This is a genomic window from Actinomadura harenae, from assembly GCF_003696215.1.
Taxonomy (GTDB): Bacteria; Actinomycetota; Actinomycetes; order Streptosporangiales; family Streptosporangiaceae; genus Spirillospora; species Spirillospora harenae.
Window position 1 is genome coordinate 23,586 of the sequence record NZ_RFFG01000050.1, and the last position, 17,893, is coordinate 41,478.

The 17,893-nt window shown below is 71.9% G+C and carries 16 protein-coding genes; 11 read left to right on the forward strand and 5 right to left on the reverse strand.

All coding sequences use genetic code 11. From position 1 onward, the window contains the following. Nucleotides 1-72: 72 nt before the first annotated feature. Nucleotides 73-324, forward strand: a complete 252-nt coding sequence (locus EBO15_RS44430) for an acyl carrier protein (RefSeq protein WP_158628353.1) — start codon at nt 73-75, stop codon at nt 322-324. A gap of 140 nt (nt 325-464) precedes the next feature. Here EBO15_RS44430 and EBO15_RS25405 read toward each other — a convergent pair whose 3' ends face one another. Beyond that, a complete protein-coding gene (locus tag EBO15_RS25405; RefSeq protein ID WP_233616424.1) occupies nt 465-1,172 on the reverse strand; it encodes an O-methyltransferase in 708 nt (235 codons plus the stop codon). A 70-nt stretch (nt 1,173-1,242) separates the two neighbouring features. Beyond that, nucleotides 1,243-2,424: an acyl-CoA dehydrogenase family protein gene (locus EBO15_RS25410; protein ID WP_122196959.1), complete on the reverse strand. Its 1,182-nt coding sequence runs from the start codon at nt 2,422-2,424 to the stop codon at nt 1,243-1,245. 191 nt (nt 2,425-2,615) lie between these two features. Between EBO15_RS25410 and EBO15_RS25415 the strand changes: the two genes are divergently transcribed. Genes EBO15_RS25415 through EBO15_RS25425 form a run of 3 tightly spaced genes read left to right on the forward strand, consistent with a single transcriptional unit; the run spans nt 2,616 to nt 6,296 of the window. Further along, nucleotides 2,616-3,995 carry an aminotransferase family protein gene (locus EBO15_RS25415; RefSeq protein WP_233616425.1) on the forward strand — a complete coding sequence of 460 codons (1,380 nt, stop codon included), beginning with the start codon at nt 2,616-2,618 and terminating at the stop codon, nt 3,993-3,995. Between the two features lie 39 nt (nt 3,996-4,034). After that, nucleotides 4,035-5,057 carry an alcohol dehydrogenase catalytic domain-containing protein gene (locus EBO15_RS25420; RefSeq protein ID WP_122196961.1) on the forward strand — a complete coding sequence of 341 codons (1,023 nt, stop codon included), beginning with the start codon at nt 4,035-4,037 and terminating at the stop codon, nt 5,055-5,057. 15 nt (nt 5,058-5,072) lie between these two features. Further along, the gene (locus EBO15_RS25425; RefSeq protein ID WP_378238199.1) at nt 5,073-6,296 is read left to right on the forward strand and encodes a methyltransferase domain-containing protein; all 1,224 of its coding nucleotides are present in this window, start codon (nt 5,073-5,075) and stop codon (nt 6,294-6,296) included. A gap of 126 nt (nt 6,297-6,422) precedes the next feature. Here the strand turns inward: EBO15_RS25425 and EBO15_RS25430 are convergent, their stop codons facing one another. Together EBO15_RS25430 and EBO15_RS25435 are read right to left on the reverse strand one after the other, a co-directional pair. Continuing rightward, nucleotides 6,423-7,703, reverse strand: coding sequence for an aminotransferase class V-fold PLP-dependent enzyme (locus EBO15_RS25430; protein WP_199744799.1), 1,281 nt, complete (start codon nt 7,701-7,703; stop codon nt 6,423-6,425). A 177-nt stretch (nt 7,704-7,880) separates the two neighbouring features. Continuing rightward, a complete protein-coding gene (locus tag EBO15_RS25435; RefSeq protein ID WP_122196963.1) occupies nt 7,881-8,273 on the reverse strand; it encodes an SgcJ/EcaC family oxidoreductase in 393 nt (130 codons plus the stop codon). A 238-nt stretch (nt 8,274-8,511) separates the two neighbouring features. On the opposite strand from EBO15_RS25435, the gene EBO15_RS25440 reads away from it, so the two are divergent. From EBO15_RS25440 to EBO15_RS25455, 5 genes are all read left to right on the forward strand, one after another. Continuing rightward, nucleotides 8,512-9,342 (forward strand): alpha/beta fold hydrolase, encoded by an 831-nt coding sequence (locus EBO15_RS25440; RefSeq protein ID WP_199744800.1) that lies wholly within the window; start codon nt 8,512-8,514, stop codon nt 9,340-9,342. Between the two features lie 273 nt (nt 9,343-9,615). Further along, on the forward strand, nt 9,616-11,595 hold the full coding sequence (locus EBO15_RS25445) for a CRTAC1 family protein (protein WP_199744801.1): 1,980 nt from the start codon (nt 9,616-9,618) through the stop codon (nt 11,593-11,595). Then, on the forward strand, nt 11,592-12,566 hold the full coding sequence (locus EBO15_RS25450) for an enediyne biosynthesis protein (RefSeq protein ID WP_122196965.1): 975 nt from the start codon (nt 11,592-11,594) through the stop codon (nt 12,564-12,566). Before EBO15_RS25445 ends, EBO15_RS25450 begins: the two co-directional genes overlap by 4 nt. A 56-nt stretch (nt 12,567-12,622) precedes the next feature. Continuing rightward, on the forward strand, nt 12,623-12,748 hold the full coding sequence (locus tag EBO15_RS46895; RefSeq protein WP_267898429.1) for a hypothetical protein: 126 nt from the start codon (nt 12,623-12,625) through the stop codon (nt 12,746-12,748). Nucleotides 12,749-12,959: 211 nt separating this feature from the next. Next, the gene (locus EBO15_RS25455) at nt 12,960-13,427 is read left to right on the forward strand and encodes an enediyne antibiotic chromoprotein (protein ID WP_122196966.1); all 468 of its coding nucleotides are present in this window, start codon (nt 12,960-12,962) and stop codon (nt 13,425-13,427) included. A 256-nt stretch (nt 13,428-13,683) separates the two neighbouring features. Here the strand turns inward: EBO15_RS25455 and EBO15_RS25460 are convergent, their stop codons facing one another. Then, nucleotides 13,684-14,475, reverse strand: a complete 792-nt coding sequence (locus EBO15_RS25460; protein WP_233616426.1) for a helix-turn-helix domain-containing protein — start codon at nt 14,473-14,475, stop codon at nt 13,684-13,686. Nucleotides 14,476-15,276: 801 nt separating this feature from the next. On the opposite strand from EBO15_RS25460, the gene EBO15_RS25465 reads away from it, so the two are divergent. Together EBO15_RS25465 and EBO15_RS25470 are read left to right on the forward strand one after the other, a co-directional pair. Beyond that, nucleotides 15,277-16,497 (forward strand): cytochrome P450, encoded by a 1,221-nt coding sequence (locus tag EBO15_RS25465; protein ID WP_122196967.1) that lies wholly within the window; start codon nt 15,277-15,279, stop codon nt 16,495-16,497. Between the two features lie 14 nt (nt 16,498-16,511). Further along, a complete protein-coding gene (locus EBO15_RS25470) occupies nt 16,512-17,879 on the forward strand; it encodes a condensation domain-containing protein (RefSeq protein WP_122196968.1) in 1,368 nt (455 codons plus the stop codon). Nucleotides 17,880-17,893 lie beyond the last annotated feature (14 nt).

Consider the following 17,893-nt stretch of genomic DNA (forward strand, 5'->3'; position numbering starts at 1 on the left):
AGGATGCGCGGCCCTTTCCCCGGACCGCACGATGGACGCCACCGAACAGGCCCCGAAAACGGAGGACGCCGAATGAAGGCCGACTGGAGTCCGCAGGAGATCGAGGATCGGGTCAGGGAGATCTGGGCCGGCGTGCTGAACGCGGGGGAAGGCGAGGAGGGCGCCACGTTCTTCGAGCTGCACGGGCAGTCGATCTCCGCGGCCCGCATCATCGCCCGGATCGAGGACGAGTTCGGGGTCGCCGTGGACATCGGCGTCCTCTTCCGGGACTGCGACGTCGCCATGCTGGCCCGTGAGGTGATGGCCACCGCGCGTCCGGCCTGACCGGACGTTCCCCGGGCACGCGAAACGGGCGGTCCGGATCCCGGGTGACCGGTGCCTTACCGGTGCCGAGCGAGCGGTGAGGGATCCGGACCGCCCGTGTCCATGAGGTCCTCCCCGGGCCTCGGCCCGGGGAGGGACGGTCAGCGCCTGCGGGCGATCGTCAGACCGTCGGCGATGGGGAGCATCACCGTGTCGAGCCGGTCGTCGGCCGCGAGCGCCGCGTTGAAGTCGCGGACCTGGCGGGCGCTGGCGCGCATCAGGGGGTCGCCCGCGAGGTCGGGGTCCAGGACGTACCCGTCGAGCAGGACGTTGTCGGCGATGAGCAGTCCCCCCGGCCGCAGCAGCGGCACGGCCAGGGGCAGGTAGTTCGGGTAGTTCATCTTGTCGGCGTCGATGAACACGATGTCGGCGCCCGCGCGGGGGAAGGACGGGTCGGCGAGCAGCGCGGCCAGCGTCCGCCCCGCCGCCCCGAGGCGGAAGTCGACGCGGTCCGCGACGCCCGCCTTCTCCCAGTGCTCGCGCGCCAGGTCCAGGTGCGCGTCGGACACGTCGCAGGTGATGACCGTGCCGCCCGGGTCGAGTCCCCGGGCGAACGCCAGCGCCGACAAGCCGGTGAACGTTCCCACGTCCACGACCGTGCGGGCGCCGACGGTCCTGGCGAGCAGGGTGAGCAGGGCGGCCTGTTCGAGCGGGACCATCATGCCCGCCTCGGCGCCGAGCGCGGCCGTCCGCCCGGCCAGGCCGGTCAGCACCGGGTCGGCCGGGCTGCACGACCGCACGAGATAGGTCCCCATGGCCTCGCTCACCGGCACGTGCTTGACCGCGGGGGGTGGCGTGCTGCCGTTCACGGTGTCTCCCTCCTCGCCGCGCCCGGACCTCCCGGACGCGGCGTCCTGCCCGCCAGAGGCCGGCCGTGCGTCAGATGTACAGCGAGTCGGGCTGCTGGCCGGCGAGGATCCGGCCGTGGAGCTCGGCGTTGGTGTCGGGGTTCATCAGCGCGTGCAGGTTGATCGACTGGACGTCGGAGAGGATCCGGCCGAGCGGGACGTCGCGGTAGATCGACGAGCCGCCGCTCGCCCGCGCGTAGACCTCGACGGTCTCGCGGGCCCGGCGGCAGGCGGCGCCCAGCTCGGCGCGGGCGGACACGCGGTCGGCGACCGTCCACTCGGCGCCGGTGGCGGCCTTGCCGTCGACCAGCGAGGCCAGCCGCTCGACATGGAACTCCGCCTCGTCCGCGAGCTGCGCGGCGTGCGCGGCCTGGAGGTGGGTGACGGGGGCCTCGTCCTGCCGGTCGTACCCGGTGTAGGTGATCTTCCGGTCGGGCAGCCGGCCGTAGAAGGCGTCCCGGGCGGCGCGGGCGAGCCCGAGGGTGACGCCCACCGACGACGCGGACGCCACCGGCACCAGCGGCGCCCGGTACATCGGGCGCTCGGCGCTGTGCGCGGACGCGGGCTGCCCGTTGAGGACGGCGCCCAGCGGCATCACCCGGGCGGCCGGAACGAACAGGTCCGTGGCCGCCGTGCTGACGCTGCCGGTGCCCCGCAGCCCGTGCGTGTCCCAGTCGTCGATGACCGTCAGGTCCGACATCGGGACGAGCGCCATGACCGGCTGCGGCTCGGCGTTCGCGCTCAGCACCACCGCGATGATCTCCTGCCAGTGCGCGTGGTGCGCGCCGGTGATGAAGCCCCACTTGCCGTTGACGACGATGCCGCCGTCCACCTCGGTCGCCATGCCCGAGGGGCTGAGCGTCCCGCAGACGCGGACGTCGGGCGTCGCGAACACCTCGTCCTGCACCTCGTCGGGGAACATCCCGGCCATCCAGGTCGGGATCCAGTACACCTGGGCCGTCCAGCCGAGCGACCCGTCGGCGGCGCCGAGCTCCGCCGCGACCCGCACCAGCGTCCGCGTCCCGGCCTCGTAGCCGCCGTAGCGGACCGGGGTGCGGAGCTTGAAGACGCCCGCGTCGGCGAGCGCCTCGATCTGCCCGTCCGCGAGCCGCCGGTTCTCCTCGGACCACGCCACCTGGTCGCGGGCGGCCTTCGCCGCCCCCGCCGCGCGCTCCACGAGTTCCTCGTGCGTCGGAACGTCGGTCGTCACCATCGCGTCCACCTCCGGAAGCCGATCAGGACCGTCACCTGCCCGACGCTCCCACCGCGGGCCGCGGCCCGGCATCTTCCCGAATGCTCACGGGCACCACGCCGCACGTGCCGAGGGCCGCGCACGCTGGAAGAAGTTCCGGCCCGCGGGCGGGTGCGATCGTTTCGGGGAACCCACCGAGACCGGGAGTGAACGTGACGATCTCCTCGACCCCCTCGACCCGTCCGGCCGCGCTGCTCGAAGACCTGGACCGGCGTCATGTCCTCCACCCGCACGAACGCGGGCACCGAAGCCAGCGGCGCGTCATGGTGCGCGGCCAGGGCAGCACGGTGTGGGACGCGTCGGGCCGCGAGTTCCTGGACGCCCTCGGCGGCGGCATCTGGGTGGCCCAGGTCGGCCACGGCCGCCAGGAGCTGGCCGACGCCGCCGCCCGCCAGATCTCCGAGCTGGCCCACTTCACCAGCTTCTTCGAGTACGGCACCGACAAGAGCGCCCTGCTCGCCGAGCGCCTGACGACGCTCGCGCCCGCCGGGATGGACCGGGTGTTCTTCACCTGCTCCGGCTCGGAGGCCGTCGACACGGCGCTGAAGCTGGCCCGCCTCCACCACCACCACCGCGGCGAGCCCGACCGCAACTGGATCATCGCCCGGCACTACGGCTACCACGGCACGACGTACGGCAGCGGCACCGCGACCGGCATCCCCAACATGCAGGTCGCCGTCGGCCCGAACCTCCCGCACGTCGAGAAGGTCATGCCGCCCTACCCGTACCGCCCGGAGATGTACGGCGGCCAGGGCACCACCGAGTTCCTGCTGAACGAGCTGTCGGAGACCATCGAGCGGCTGGGCGCCGGGAACATCGCCGCGATGATCGGCGAGCCGGTGCTGGGCGGCGGCGGCGTCATCGCTCCCCCGGCCGACTACTGGCCGCGGGTGCGGGAGCTGCTGCGCTCGCACGGCATCCTGCTCATCGCCGACGAGGTCATCACCGGCTACGGCCGGATCGGCAGCTGGTTCGACTCCGCGCCGCGCGGCATGGACGCCGACATCATCACCACTGCCAAGGGCCTGACCAGCGGTTACGTCCCGATGGGCGCGGTGCTGATGCGGGAGGAGATCGCCGCGTCCGTGGCGGGCGGGGAGCGCGACTTCTTCCACGGCCACACCTACTCCGGCCACCCGGTCGCGGCCGCCGTGGCGCTGGCCAACCTCGACATCATCGAGAAGGAGAGCCTGCTGGCCCGGTCGCTGGCGATCTCCGAGTGGTTCCGCACGGGCCTCGCGGGCGCCGCGGAGCTGCCCTCGGTCGGCGACGTCCGGGTCGAGGGCGCGATGGCCGGGATCGAGCTGGTCGCGGACAAGGCGACGCGCGAGCCGGTCACCGACACGCTCGCCCTGGCCGTGGCCGACGAGCTCTACGAGACGCACGGCGTCATCACCCGTAACTACGGGCCCACGCTGGTGCTGTCCCCGCCGCTGGTGTTCGAGCGCGCCGAGGCGGAGCGGACGACCTCCGCGATCACCGAGGTCCTCGGCCGGCTGGACGTCGCGTCCGGCCGCATCGCCCCCCGCTGAGGCCCGGATCCCACGGATGGATTCCACGGAGGTGTCCATATGAAGGCAGCCGTCATTCCCGAGGTCAACGCCGCGTGGCGGATCCAGGAGGTGCCCACGCCGGAGCCGGGTCCCGGCGAGGTGCTGGTCCGGGTCCACGCCTCGGGCATCTGTCACAACGACGTGCTCACCACGCGGGGCATCATCCCGTTCCCGCCGTTCTCCCCCGCCGTCCTCGGCCACGAGGCCGTCGGCGAGGTCGTGCGGGTCGGCGCGGGGGTGACCGCGCGGCAGGCGGGCGACCGCGTCGGCGTGCCCTGGATCCAGGGCACCTGCGGACGCTGCGACTACTGCGCGCGGAACCTGCCGCTGTCCGGGGAGGCGGCATTCGAGTGCCGGATGCCCCGGATGACCGGCATCACCGTCCCCGGAGGCCAGGCCGAGTACATGGTGGCGTCGGCCGCCGGGACCGTGCTCCTGCCGTCCGGGCTGGACTACGAGCTGGCCGCGCCCGTCCTCTGCGCGGGCAACACCGCCTGGGGCGCGCTCCGCAACGCCGCGCCCCAGCCGTACGAGCGGGTCGCGGTGCTCGGCATCGGCGGCCTCGGCCACATGGCGCTCCAGTTCGCGTCCGCCGCGGGCCACGAGACCATCGCCGTCACCCGGTCGCCCGACAAGCACGCCGCCGCCCGGGAGCTCGGCGCGGACACGGTCGTCGCGGACGGCGAGGCCCTCCAGGCGGCGGGCGGCGCCGACGTGATCCTGGTGACCGCGCCGTCCCACGCCGCCGCGTCCGACGCGATGCGCGGGCTGCGGACCGGCGGGCGGCTCGTCCTCGCCGGCATCGACGGGATGGAGCCGTTCACCATCGCGCCCGACATGGCCAAGCCGTTCTTCGCGCGCGGTCAGCGGGTGCTCGGCGCCACCCACGAGGGCCCGGACGCGCTCCACGAGGCCCTCGCGGTCGTGGCGTCCGGCAAGGTCACCCCGCGCGTCGAGGTGTACGGGCACACCCGGGTCGCCGACGCCTTCGACCGGGTGGCGAAGGGCGAGGCGCGCTTCCGCGCGGTCGTGACCTACTGACGGCGGGAGGACCGGATGATGTACGGAAAGTGCAGGGTGTGCGGCGGCGCGGTCAGGGAGTTCATCGACCTCGGACGGCAGCCGTCGGCGAACGCGTTCCTCCTCCCGGACGAGGTGGACGGGGAGTTCCTGTTCCGGCTCGCCGCGGGCTCCTGCGAGAAGTGCTCGATGGTGCAGCTGCTGGAGGAGGTGCCGCAGACCGTCCGCTACCACGAGGGCTACCGGTACCGGGCGTCCGGCTCGGCGGGGCACCGGCGGCACTTCGAGGAGAACGCCCGCCGGTTCCTGCGGGACGAGCTCACCGGGAGGGACGCGTTCATCGTCGAGATCGGCTGCAACGACGGCGTCATGCTCGCGACCGTCGCGGACGCGGGCGTCCGGCACCTGGGGGTCGAGCCGTCCGCGAACGTGGCGGAGGAGGCCCGGGCCAAGGGCGTCGAGGTCCGGGAGGACTTCTTCGACGAGACGACCGCGGCGGAGATCCGCGACGAGCACGGGCCCGCGCGGGTCGTGTTCGGCGCGAACACGATCTGCCACATCGCCCACATCGACTCGGTGCTGCGCGGCGTGGACGCGCTGCTCGGGCCGGGCGGGATCTTCGTGTTCGAGGAGCCCTACCTCGGCACGGTCCTGGAGCAGGGCGCGTTCGACCAGATCTACGACGAGCACGTCTTCTACTTCAGCGTGACGTCGGTGCGGGAGATGGCCGCCCGGTTCGGCTTCGACCTGGTCGACGCCGAGCGCATCCCGCTGCACGGCGGGGAGATCCGCTACACGCTGGCGCGGACCGGGGAGCGCCCGGTCGCCGCGTCCGTGGGGCGCATGGTCGCCGAGGAGCGGACCCGCGGGCTGTCCTCGCCGGACGCCCTGGCGCGTTTCGGGGACAACGTCCGGCGCGTCCGGGACGACCTGGTGACCCTGCTCCAGGGCCTGCGGGACGACGGCAGGCGGGTCGTCGGGTACGGCGCGCCCGGCAAGGCCACCACCGTCACCAACCTCTGCGGGATCGGCACCGACCTGGTGCCCTTCGTGTGCGACTCCACGCCGGACAAGCAGGGGCGGCTGGTGCCCGGGTCGCACCTGCCGGTCCGTCCGCCCGAGGAGTTCGCGCGGCCGTACCCGGACTACGCGCTGCTGTTCGCGTGGAACCACGCCGAGGAGATCATGGCGAAGGAGGAGGAGTTCCGGCGCGCGGGCGGGCGCTGGATCCGCTACGTCCCGACGGTCACCGTCACCTGACGCGAGAAGACCCGCGGCGGGCGCCCACCGGTTCTCCGGGGCGCCCGCCGCGAGTCTTCGTCCTGTGCCGCGTCCTGTGCCGCGTCCTGTGCCGCGGCTTGTGCCGCGTCCTGTGCCGCCGCGCGATCAGCCGAGCACGTGGCGGACCTTCCGGATCGCGGCCACGAGCGCGTCGATCTCCTCGCCCGTCGTGTACAGGTGGAACGAGGCGCGGATCATCGACGGCACGCCGTACCGCGTGCAGACGGGCGTCGCGCAGTGCCGTCCCACCCGGACCTGCACGCCCTCGGCGTCGAGCACCTTGCCCGCGTCGTCGTGGCCGATCCCGTCGAGCGCGAAGGAGACCAGCCCGCCCCGCCGGCGCGCGTCCGGCGGGCCGAACAGGCGCAGGCCCGGGACGGACGCCAGCCCGTCGAGCGCCCGCTCCGTCAGGTCCCGGCCGTGCTCGCGGACGGCGTCCATCCCGGCCGCGTCCAGGTAGTCCACCGCGGCGCCGAGCCCCACGGCCTGGACGATCGGCGGGGTCCCGGCCTCGAAGCGGGCGGGCGGCGGCGCGTACGTCGCCCCGGTCATCGACACCGCGTCGATCATCGAGCCGCCGCCGAGGAAGGGCGGCATGGCCCGCAGCAGCTCGCGGCGGCCCCACAGCGCCCCGATGCCCGTCGGCCCGCACATCTTGTGCCCGGTGAACGCCATGAGGTCCACGCCGAGGGCGGCGACGTCGACCGGCATGTGCGGGACGGACTGCGAGGCGTCCAGCAGCACCAGCGCGCCCACCTCGCGGGCGCGGCGGACGATCGGCTCGACCGGGTTGACCGTGCCGAGGATGTTCGACACGTGGACGAACGTCACCAGCCTGGTGCGCTCGTTGAGGAGCCGGTCCAGGTCCGACAGGTCGAGCAGGCCGTCCCCGGTGAGCGGGATCCACCGCAACCGGGCGCCCGTGCGCTCGCAGAGCAGCAGCCACGGGATGAGGTTGGAGTGGTGCTCCATCTCCGTGACGAGCACCTCGTCGCCCGGCCCGAGCCGCAGGCGCGGGTCGTCGAACCCGCCCGTGCCGCCGGGCCCGAACGCGTGCGCGACCAGGTTGATCGCCTCGGTGGAGTTCTTGGCGAACACGATCTCGCCGGACGCGGCGCCGACGAAGTCGGCCACCCGGGCGCGGGCCGCCTCGTAGGCCGCGGTCGCCTCGAGCGCGAGCGTGTTCACCGACCGGCCCACGTTGGAGGTGTGGCGCCGGTGGTGCCGTCCCATCGCCGCCACGACCTGGTCGGGCGTCTGGGAGGTGTTCGCCGAGTCGAGGTAGACCAGCCGGCGTCCGTTGACCCGGCGCCGCAGGTTCGGGAAGTCGGCCCGCAGCCGCTCCACGTCGAGGCCGCGCCCGGCGGCCGGTGCTGCTTGTGCCACGAGTTCCTCACAGGGGATGAAGGAGGGCGGGCGGAAAGGGGTGGAGACGGGAGGACCGGCCGCCGGTGTCGATGGCCGGTCCTCCGGGGGACGGCGGGCGTGGGCCCGGTGCTCCCGTGGCGGGTGCGCCCTGGCGGGTGCTCCCGTGGTGGGTGCTCCCGTGGCGGGTGCTCCCGCTCAGTCCCCGAGGGGGGTGTTCTGGTAGGCGGTGATGAGCCACTGCCCGTTCTGCTCGACCAGCAGCCAGGTCGCCCGGATCGCCTCCTCCGGCGACGGCTCCTTCGCGCCCGCGGCGACCACGCCGCCCTGCGTGATGAGCACGACGGCGGTGTCGGACAGCGGCTTGATCATCTGCGGCGTGCCGGTGACGGTCGTCCCCTTGTAGTGGCCCGCGTACAGCTCGGCCATGTGGGCCCGGATCTCCTCGTGGCCCTTGAGGAAGACGCCGCCGGGGAGGATGAGGGTGCCGTCCTCGGTGAAGACCTTCGCGAAACTGTCGGCGTCGTTCTTGGCCCACGCCGCCACGATGCGGTTGGGCACCTGCTGAACCTTCATGAGGTCGATCGACATGATCCGCCTTCCCGTGCGGTATTTCCGAGGCGGCTCCGGAATGGTTCCCCGCCCGCTCTCAGTATTGGCCGGTGCCCCCTTTCCCCCTTCTCTGGAATTGCGCTCGACCACGCGCGGGCGCGGGGCATTCGGGAGGATGTGGGGGCGCGTTCCGCGGACCTACCCTGCGGCTGAACCGCCGCCTCGTCCGGCGGCGGGACACGACGGAAAGGGCGGGAACGTGCTCAGGCGCACACCTGTGACCGGAATCCTGGGCGTCCCGGGCGCCCACCTCTACTACGAGGTCAGGGGCAGCGGCCCGGCCCTGCTCGTGATCGCCACGGGCAACGGGGACGCGGCCCCCTTCGGCTTCATGGCCGACCTGCTCGCCGACCGCTACACGGTCATCACCTACGACCGGCGCGGCTTCTCCCGGAGCCCGCAGCACGAGGAGGTGCCGGACGAGCGGCGGGTCGAGGTCGACGTCCAGGACGCCGAGGCGCTGCTCGACCACCTCGCCGACGGGCCCGCCCACGTGCTGGGCACCTGCTCGGGGGGCGTCACCGCGCTCGCGCTCCTCGCCGCGTCGCCGGACCGGGTCCGGACGCTCGTCTCGCACGAGCCGCCGCTGACCGTCCTGCTCCCCGACGCGGACGAGTGGACGGCCTTCTACGACGAGCTGTACGACGTCTACCGCACGCAGGGCGTGGACCCGGCGAAGGAGCTCTTCAAGAACACGATGGGCCTCGGCGACACGCGGCCGCCGAAGGGCGCCGAGCTGCCGCCCGACCGGCTCGCCGAGATGCTGGACCGGCTCCGGGTGAACCAGGTGTTCTGGTTCGAGCACGAGCTGCGCACCTTCACCAACCACGACCTGGACGTGGACGCGCTCGCGGCCGCCGCCGACCGGCTCGTCCTCGGCGGGGGGACGGCGTCCCGGGAGGACGTGAACTACCGGCCCAACGCGGCCCTCGCCGAGCGGCTCGGCCTGGAGGTCGTCGACTTCCCCGGCGGGCACCTCGGCTACGTGACCCACCCGCACGAGTTCGCCGAGGTGCTCGCCGGCGTGCTGCGCCGCCCGGACGCCTGACCCGGCCCTCCCGGCCCTTCCGGCTCTCCCGGCCGTCCCGGACGTCCCGGAACGCACCCGGGAAAGGGGCCGCGGCACCCCCTCCGCACAATCGGAGTAGCCCGAGGCATAACACCTGTCTAGTTTTATCAACGATTGCCGCATGACCGCGGACATGCCGACAGGTGGCGCGATACGGCGCAGGCCCGGCATGGCGGAACGACAGTTTCCTCCGGTCGAATTCTTCCGGCCGTCAGATACGGGTCCCACCCAGCTCAGAGGGAAGCGGAGATCATGTCCTCCTCCATCAGTTGGCAGAGAAGAGCGATCCCGGGAGTCGCGGCGCTCGCGCTGATCCTGGTGATGTTCTTCGTCGCCAGAATCCCGGCGGCCTCGGGCACGCAGCTCGCCGACCGCTACCGGTTCACCGAGATGCCGATCGCCATGCCGCCCGGGTACCAGCCCACGCACACCGTGCGCCAGGTGAATCCGAAGTACTACCACCTGCGTTCGTGGATCTCCTCGGTCGGCGCGGGCATCGCGCTCAACGACCTGGCCGGGAAGGGCCGGGACGACGGGATGTGCATCGTCGACCCGAGGTCCGACCAGGTCGTGGTCACCTACGCGCCGACCGCCCCGGCGTCCGACCGGTTCACGCCGTTCACGCTGAACGCCGCGCCGCTGCCCATGGACGCGCAGATGGCGCCCATGGGCTGCGTCCCGGGCGACCTCAACGGGGACGGGCGCATGGACCTGCTCGTCTACTACTGGGGCCGCACGCCCGTGGCGTTCATGGCCAAGGCCAACGCGACGACGCTGTCCGCGTCCGCCTACCAGCCGGTCGAGGTCGTCCCCCAGGCGGCCACCGACGGTGGCTACCACGGGCCGCGCTGGAACACCAACGCGGTGAACGTCGCGGACCTGCGCGGGACCGGGCACCCGGACATCCTGCTGGCCAACTACTTCCCGGACTCCGACGTCCTGGACCCGCACGGGCAGCCGAACGTCGTCATGAACTCGTCGATGTCCGACGCCCGGAACGCCGGCGGGACGCACGCGCTGCGATGGGTCGGAGCGTCCTCGGGGGCGCAGCCGACCGTCCGCTACACCGAGGACGCGAACGCCGTGCCGTTCCACTCCGGGAGCGGCTGGACGCTGGCCATGTCCAGCGCCGACCTCACCGGCGACGGCAAGCCGGAGGCGTACGTCGCCAACGACTTCGGCAAGGACCACCTGTTCTACAACCGGTCCACGCCCGACCGGATCCGCTTCACCGAGGCGACCGGTGAACGGTCGTCCACCACGCCCAAGTCCTTCGTCCTCGGCCACGACTCGTTCAAGGGCATGGGCGTGGACTTCAGCGACCTCCAGAACCACGGGAAGTTCGACATCCTCGTCAGCAACATCACGGTCGCGTGGGGCCTGGAGGAGAGCAACTTCGCCTTCATGAACACCTCGTCCGGCAACGCCGACATGGCGAAGAAGCTGGCCGACGGGACGGCGCCGTTCGACCAGAAGGCCCAGCAGCTCGGCTTCGCCTGGCGCGGCTGGGGCTGGGACGTCAAGACCGGCGACTTCCTCAACAGCGGGCGGCTGGACGTCGTCCAGGCCGAGGGCTTCGTCAAGGGGAAGATCAACCGCTGGCCGTGGCTCCAGGAGATGGCCATGACCAACGACATGGTCTACACCAACCCCGCGATGTGGCCGAACATGCAGCCGGGCGACGACATCGACGGCAGCCAGCCGATCGCGTTCTACGGGAAGAAGTCCGACACCGGCAGCTACGTGAACCTCAGCAAGGAGCTCGGCCTCGACGAGCCGGTCCCCTCGCGCGGCATCGCCACCGCCGACACGCGCGGCAGCGGCGCCCTGGACTTCGCCATCGCCCGGCAGTGGGGCGCCCCGAACTTCTACGCCAACAACGCGCCGTCCCTGGGCAACCACCTCGGCCTGCGCCTCTACCGCCCCGCGACCGGCGGCGGCAAGCCGGGCACCGGGCTCACCGGGCCGGGCGTCCCGGCGTACGGCGCGACCGTGCAGATCCGCCTGCCGGACGGCCACACCCAGATCCAGCAGCTCGACGGCGGCGGCGGGCACAGCGGCAAGCGCAGCTTCGAGGTCCACTTCGGCCTCGGCACCTACAACGGCCCCGTCGCGGCGACCGTGCAGTGGTCGGACGAGCAGGGGCAGCTCCACCACCAGAACCTCCAGCTCACGCCGGGGGACCACAACGTCTTCCTGACCAGCACCGCATCGGAGGCCGCGGGCCAATGACCACAGTCGTCGAGCAAGTCAACGCGCCGGTCCCGGCGGATCCCGCGAAGCCGGCCAAGAAGGCCCCGGACGTCCGCTACCTGGCGCTGCGCAACTTCGCGATCTCCCTCACGGTCTTCAACATCCTCGGCTACACGGTGCTCGGGTTCGAGCAGCCCTGGCTGTGGCCCTTCTTCGCCCTGGCCACCGGGTACACGACCGAGATCGTCTTCGAGATGATCAGCGCCTGGGCGCACCGCACCACGCCGCGCTTCGCCGGCCGGGGACCGCGCGGGTTCATGGAGTTCCTGCTCCCCTCGCACATCACCGCGCTCGCCGTCAACATGCTGCTGTACGCCAACAACCAATGGTGGCCGATCATGTTCGGCGTCATCGTGGCCGTGTCGCAGAAGCACTTTCTCAAGGCGCCGGTGAACGGCCGCTGGCGGCACTTCATGAACCCGTCGAACTTCGGCATCACGGTGACGCTCCTGCTCTTCGGGACCTGGGTCAGCATCGCGCCTCCCTACCAGTTCACCGAATACGCCAACAGCTTCTTCCGGATCAGCATCCCGATGCTCATCCTCATGGCGGGAACCGTCATCAACGCGGTCCTCACCAAGCGGGTGATGCTCATCATGGGCTGGGTCGGCGGATTCGCGATCCAGGCGCTCATCCGTCACTGGATCTGGGACGTCGCCCTCTTCACCGCCTTCGGCGCGATGAGCGGAGTGGCGTTCGTCCTCTACACCAACTACATGGTCACCGACCCCGGGACCACGCCGTCCAAGGGCCGCGCCCAGTTCCTCTTCGGCAGCTCGATCGCCGTGGTCTACGCGGTGCTGATGGTCGGCAACGTGGTCTACACGCTGTTCTACGCGACCACCATCGTGTGCGGCCTCCGCGGCCTGGGCTGGTGGGTGGCGCACCTGAGGAACTCCCGCAAGGCCGCCGCCGAGACCGGCGCGCAAACCGCCCCCGCCGGGGCCTGAACAACCACCCACAAAGAGCGGCCCGACGCGGTCGTTCGCCAAGGAAAGGAAACGCCATGGGCTCTACCGAAGCGATCGAGCCGGTCAAGAGGAGCAGGAGGAAGCGCCGTGCGGCGCTGATGCTGCTCGCCCTGGGCATGCTCATGACGGCCTTCCGGGTTCTGCGGCAGCAGGCCCACTGATCCCAGGCCGGTGAAGGTGGCCGGAGGTCTCCGCGGGGACTTCCGGCCACCTTCGCATGTTCCTCTCCCCGCCATTGGACGGGCCGTGCCGCGCCATGACCGCCCGGCGAATATTCGGTGACAGGTCCGGTGACTTTCTCCGCGTTGGACCGTCACAACTACTGAGGCCTCGCGGAGGGCGTGGCCCGCGTGTTGAAGGAGGAACCCCCTGATGTCCGAGCAGACCCGAACCCCCGCCGGCAGGAAGTTCGCCACCAAGGTGGGCCTGGTCGGAGCTCTCACCCTCGGCCTGACCGCCGCGATCGGCAGTGTGGCCGCCGGCGCGTCCACCCCCTCGGTCACGGCCGCCACGGCGACCGTGACGCCGTCCACGGGCCTCGCGGACGGCCAGACCGTCGCGGTGGCCGCCACGGGCCTGACCCCCAACTCCACCCAGAACCTCGGGGAGTGCACGCTCACCCCGGCCAACGAGGCGGCGTGCGTCTCCCTGGGCAGCACCACGTCCGCGGCCGACGGCACCGCGAGCGCGTCGGCGGTCGTGCACAAGACCTTCACCGCCTATGTGGGCGGCACGCTCTACGGCAACGTGGACTGTGGCGCCGTGCAGTGCTTCATCGGCATCTCCGACACCGGCACCAGCGGCGGCACCGGCGCCGGCGCGTTGATCTCCTTCAGCTGACTCCTGACCACTAAGACCGACTGACCGTCGCGGCCGGGCCGTCCAACGGCCCGGCCGCGCGCATGTCCGGCGGGCGGATCACAAGGAACGGAGCACGGGGAGCGAGGCAGGGGGCCGGGGCGGGGGCGAAAGGCGGGGGGCGGATCGCGGGGAGCGGGGTGGGACCTCGGGGACGGGGACGGAGGCTTCGGGGGCGGGAACGGGCGCTTCGGGGGCGGGAGCGGCGGCGACAGGAGCGGGGACGGGGCACGGAGGGTCAGCCGTCCAGGGCCTCGACGCGCACGTCGTACAGCGCCATCAGGACCGGGGGGTCCAGGACGCGCATCGGACGCAGGCGGAGGTCGGCCCGGCGCAGCCCGGTGCCCGACCGGATGGTGATCGGGCCGTTGGCGCCGACGATGAGCGGCTCCTCGCCCGGGTCCGTCATCCGCTCCAGGCCCGGCGGCATCGCGTGGGCGAGGACGTGCCAGGTCCCCGGCGGGACCCGGTCCAGCTCGTACGGCCCGGGGGTCCGCAGCACGGTGCAGCTGACCGGCGATCCCTGGGGGATCCAGTCCGGGAACAGGCCGACGAAGACCGGGCCGACGGAGCCGGAGTCGGGTGGCCGCACGTGGCCCGCGACCGTCGCGCTCGGCACGTCCGGCCCCCTCCGGCGGCGGTCGCGGGGGATCTCGCTGGTGAACCCGTCCAGCCTGCGGTACTCGGTCGGGGACAGGCCGACGGCCTCCTTGAAGCGGGTGCTGAACGTGCCGACGCTCGAGTAGCCGACCAGGTAGGTGATCTCGGTGATGCTGAGCGAGGTGGTCAGCAGCAGGCGCTTGGCCTCCTGGAGCCGCATGGCGGACAGGAATCTTCCCGGCGACAGCCCGGTGATGCGCTGGAAGACCCTGGAGAAATGGAACTTGCTGAACATGGCGGCCCGCGCCATGTCGTCGACGGTCAGGCGTTCACCGAGCTTCTCCCGCATGGTCTCGATGACGCGGACGACGGCCTCTTCCAGCGCGGCGTCAACAGGATCGTCACCCATCTGGACCCAGCGCGGATCCATCACGTTTTCCAGCGCGTCTTCCACACCTCTCCCCTTCGCCGATCAAGCGAACCCGAACTGTCCGCACGACGAACACCCGGAACCCGGGATGGTCAATGCGACTGATACGCGGACGGTTCACATGCATCCGGAACCGAACTCTCCGGGCGCCGGGCCGCGCCTTCCACGCGGCCCGGCGCCCCGGGCCTACGAGGGCGGGGGGCCGGACGCCCCGTCCGACACGGCCCGGCGGACACGGGCGAAACCCCTGCCCAGGGACGTGTTCGACCGCGGCGCACCGGCATTCGAACGCCGCCGGACGCCGCCTCGCGCGAGCACGCCGATGACGGGGGAGAAAGGTGATCGGCAATCAATGGCACGGAACACCGGTAATCTCCACCTCACTATTCGTAACATCACATCGTAATATTACAGTGTGATATATAGAGCTTATTCACGAACAGGGCACGGCTGTGGCGGACACTCTCTCAGGCCATTTTTCGATCACAAGATACATCGATGTCTCTGCCCTTCCGCAAGCACAACTGATCGCCATTCTCCGGGAAACAAAAAGCTTCTGGCCCGAGGGTGACAGTCCGCTGGCCCGGCCTTGACAGAGCGGGACACGTATGTCGCGTCACGTCCCGCGGCCCCCGCCGCCGGCGTGGCGGGCGGCCCTCAGGGCGCCCCTCGGGGCGGCCCTGCGGACGGCACCGCGGACGGCACCGCGGGCGGGCCGCATTCTGGAGGATGTCGCTGGTGGCGGGCCCGGCCGAGGATTTCCGGGGAAGCCCTCCCGCCACCGATCGAGGGGTAGCGACCATGACCCTGTCACCCGCCGAACGGGCGAGCCTGCCGACCTACCCGATCTCCCGGGAGTGTCCCTACCGGCCGTCCACCGGACACGACCCGCTGATGGCCTCCGGCCCGCTCACCCGGGTCCGGCTCTACAACGACCGGACCGCGTGGCTGGTGACCGGGGTCGCCGAGGCCCGGGCCCTCCTGTCGGACTACCGCCGCGTGTCCATCCGCAACCGCGGACCGGGCTACCCGCTGCTGAACAAGGAGATGGAGAAGGTCGTCGACAGCGGCTACGCCGACGTCCTGTTCGGCGTGGACCCGCCCGAGCACACCCGGCAGCGGCAGATGATCATGCCGCCGTTCACGCTGCGGCGGACCGCCCGGCTGCGGCCCGACATCCAGCAGATCGTGGACGAGAAGCTCGACGCGATGGAGGCGCACGGCAAGCCGGCCGACCTGGTCACGCTGTTCGCCCAGCCGGTGCCGTCGATGGTGATGAGCTTCCTGCTCGGCGTCCCCTACGAGGAGAACGAGCAGTTCGAGGTCCCGGCGCACAAGCTGTTCGTGCCGGAGCTCGCCGAGGAGGCCACCGCCGAGCTCGGCGAGTACCTCGACGGGCTGATCGGCCGCAAGGAGGCCGCTCCCGGCCAGGGCCGGACCGGGCTGCTCGACGACCTGATCACCGGCCACCTGCACAAGGGCGAGCTGACCCGGGACGAGCTGGTCCACATCGCGATGTCGATGCTCGTCGCCGGGACCGACACCACGACCAACGTCATCTCCCTCGGCACGCTCGCGCTGCTGGACAACCGCGAGCAGTGGGAGGCGCTGCGCGACGACATCGACCTGATCCCCGGCGCGGTCGAGGAGATCCTGCGCTACGTGTCGCTGGTCGAGGCGTTCGCGCGGGTCGCGATCGAGGACATCGAGGTCGGCGGCGTCACCATCCAGGCCGGGGACGGCATCCTCATCAGCTGCGCCGGCGTCAACTTCGACGAGGCGTGGGCGGCCGATCCGGACGCCTTCGACATCCGGCGCCCGGCGCGGCCGAGCTTCTCCTTCAGCCACGGCATCCACCGCTGCCCCGGCGACAACCTCGCCCGGCTGGAACTGGAGATCGCGTTCCGGACGCTGGTCCAGCGTTTCCCCGACCTCCGGCCCGCCGTGCCGATCTCCGAGATGGAGAGCAACAACAACGACGGCACGCTGCAGCGCCTCTACTCCTTCCCGGTGACCTGGTAGCTCGGAGGATCGGCATGTCCCACCAGCATGGAACGGTCGCCGCGCCGCCGGGCCGGTTCCCGCTCTCGCTCCAGCAGGAGTTCCTGCGGCTCATCGACTCCGGCGAGGACTCCGGGCCGTTCGGCCCCTGGTACACGATCGTGGGCGGCTGGCGTCTCACCGGCCCCCTCGACCTGCCGGCGCTCCAGGGCGCGCTGGACGACCTGGTCGTCCGGCACGAGTCGCTGCGCACCGCGCTCGTCCGCGAGGAGGACGGCGCCCACCAGGAGGTGGGCCGGCCCTCCTCGCCGGACCTGGCCGTCCACGATCTGGGGGCGCGTGAGGGTTCGCGCGACCTCCAGGCGGAGGAACTGGTCAACGAGGTCGAGGCCACGCCCTTCGGCATGGACCGTACGCCGCTGCTCGGCGGCGTCCTCGGCCGGTTCGACGAGCGCGACGCCGTGCTCGCGCTCGCCGCGCACCACACGGCCGTGGACGGCTGGTCGATGCAGCTGGTCGTCCGGGACCTCGCCGAGCTCTACGCGGCGCGGCGGCAGGGCCGTCCCGCGGTGCTCCCCCCGCCGGGGCAGTACCGCGAGTTCGTGGCCTGGCAGCGGGAGTACGAGCGCGGCCCGGCGGCGCAGAAGGCGCGGGACCACTGGCGGGACACCCTGCGCGGCGCCCGCGTCACGCCGATCCCCACCGACCTGTCGCGCGCCGACGGGCATCCCGCCACGACGGCCTGGCAGCGCTTCATGCTGCCCGAGAGCTTCCGCACCGCGACCCTCCGCGCCGCCCGGACGACGCGCGCCACGCCCTTCATGGTGCTGCTGGCCGCCTACGTCCTGATGCTGCGCGACCTCACCGGACGCGACGACATCGTCGCGCCGACCTTCACCCCGGGCCGGATGCAGTCCCGGATGCTCGACACCGTCGGGTCCTTCTACAACTTCATCCCGCTGCGGGTGGACCTGTCCGGGTGCCGTGCCTTCCGGGACGTCGTGGACGCCGTCCGCCGCACCTGCCTGGACGCCTACGCGCACGAGCTCCCGTTCAACGACATCCTCGCCGAGGCGCCGGACCTGATGGCCGACGCGAGCGAGGACCGGGCCGCCGACCTGGCCTTCCAGGTCGTCCAGTCGCCGCTGATCATGGCCGACCAGGCCGTCGGCGACCTGCGCTGGACCGCGATGCGGCGGCGGCTGCTGCCGCAGCCGGTCGGCTCCGCGCTCCCCGACGGCGCGCTCTGGAACCTCGAACTCAACGCCCCCGGCATCGTCGGGAGCGCCGGATTCCTCACCAGCCTCTTCAGCGACCAGACGATGACCGGCCTGGTCATCGGCTTCCAGCGGGTGCTGAGCCGGGTCCTCGCCGACCCGGACGTGCGTCTCGACCAGATCTGAGCAGCGAAGGGAGA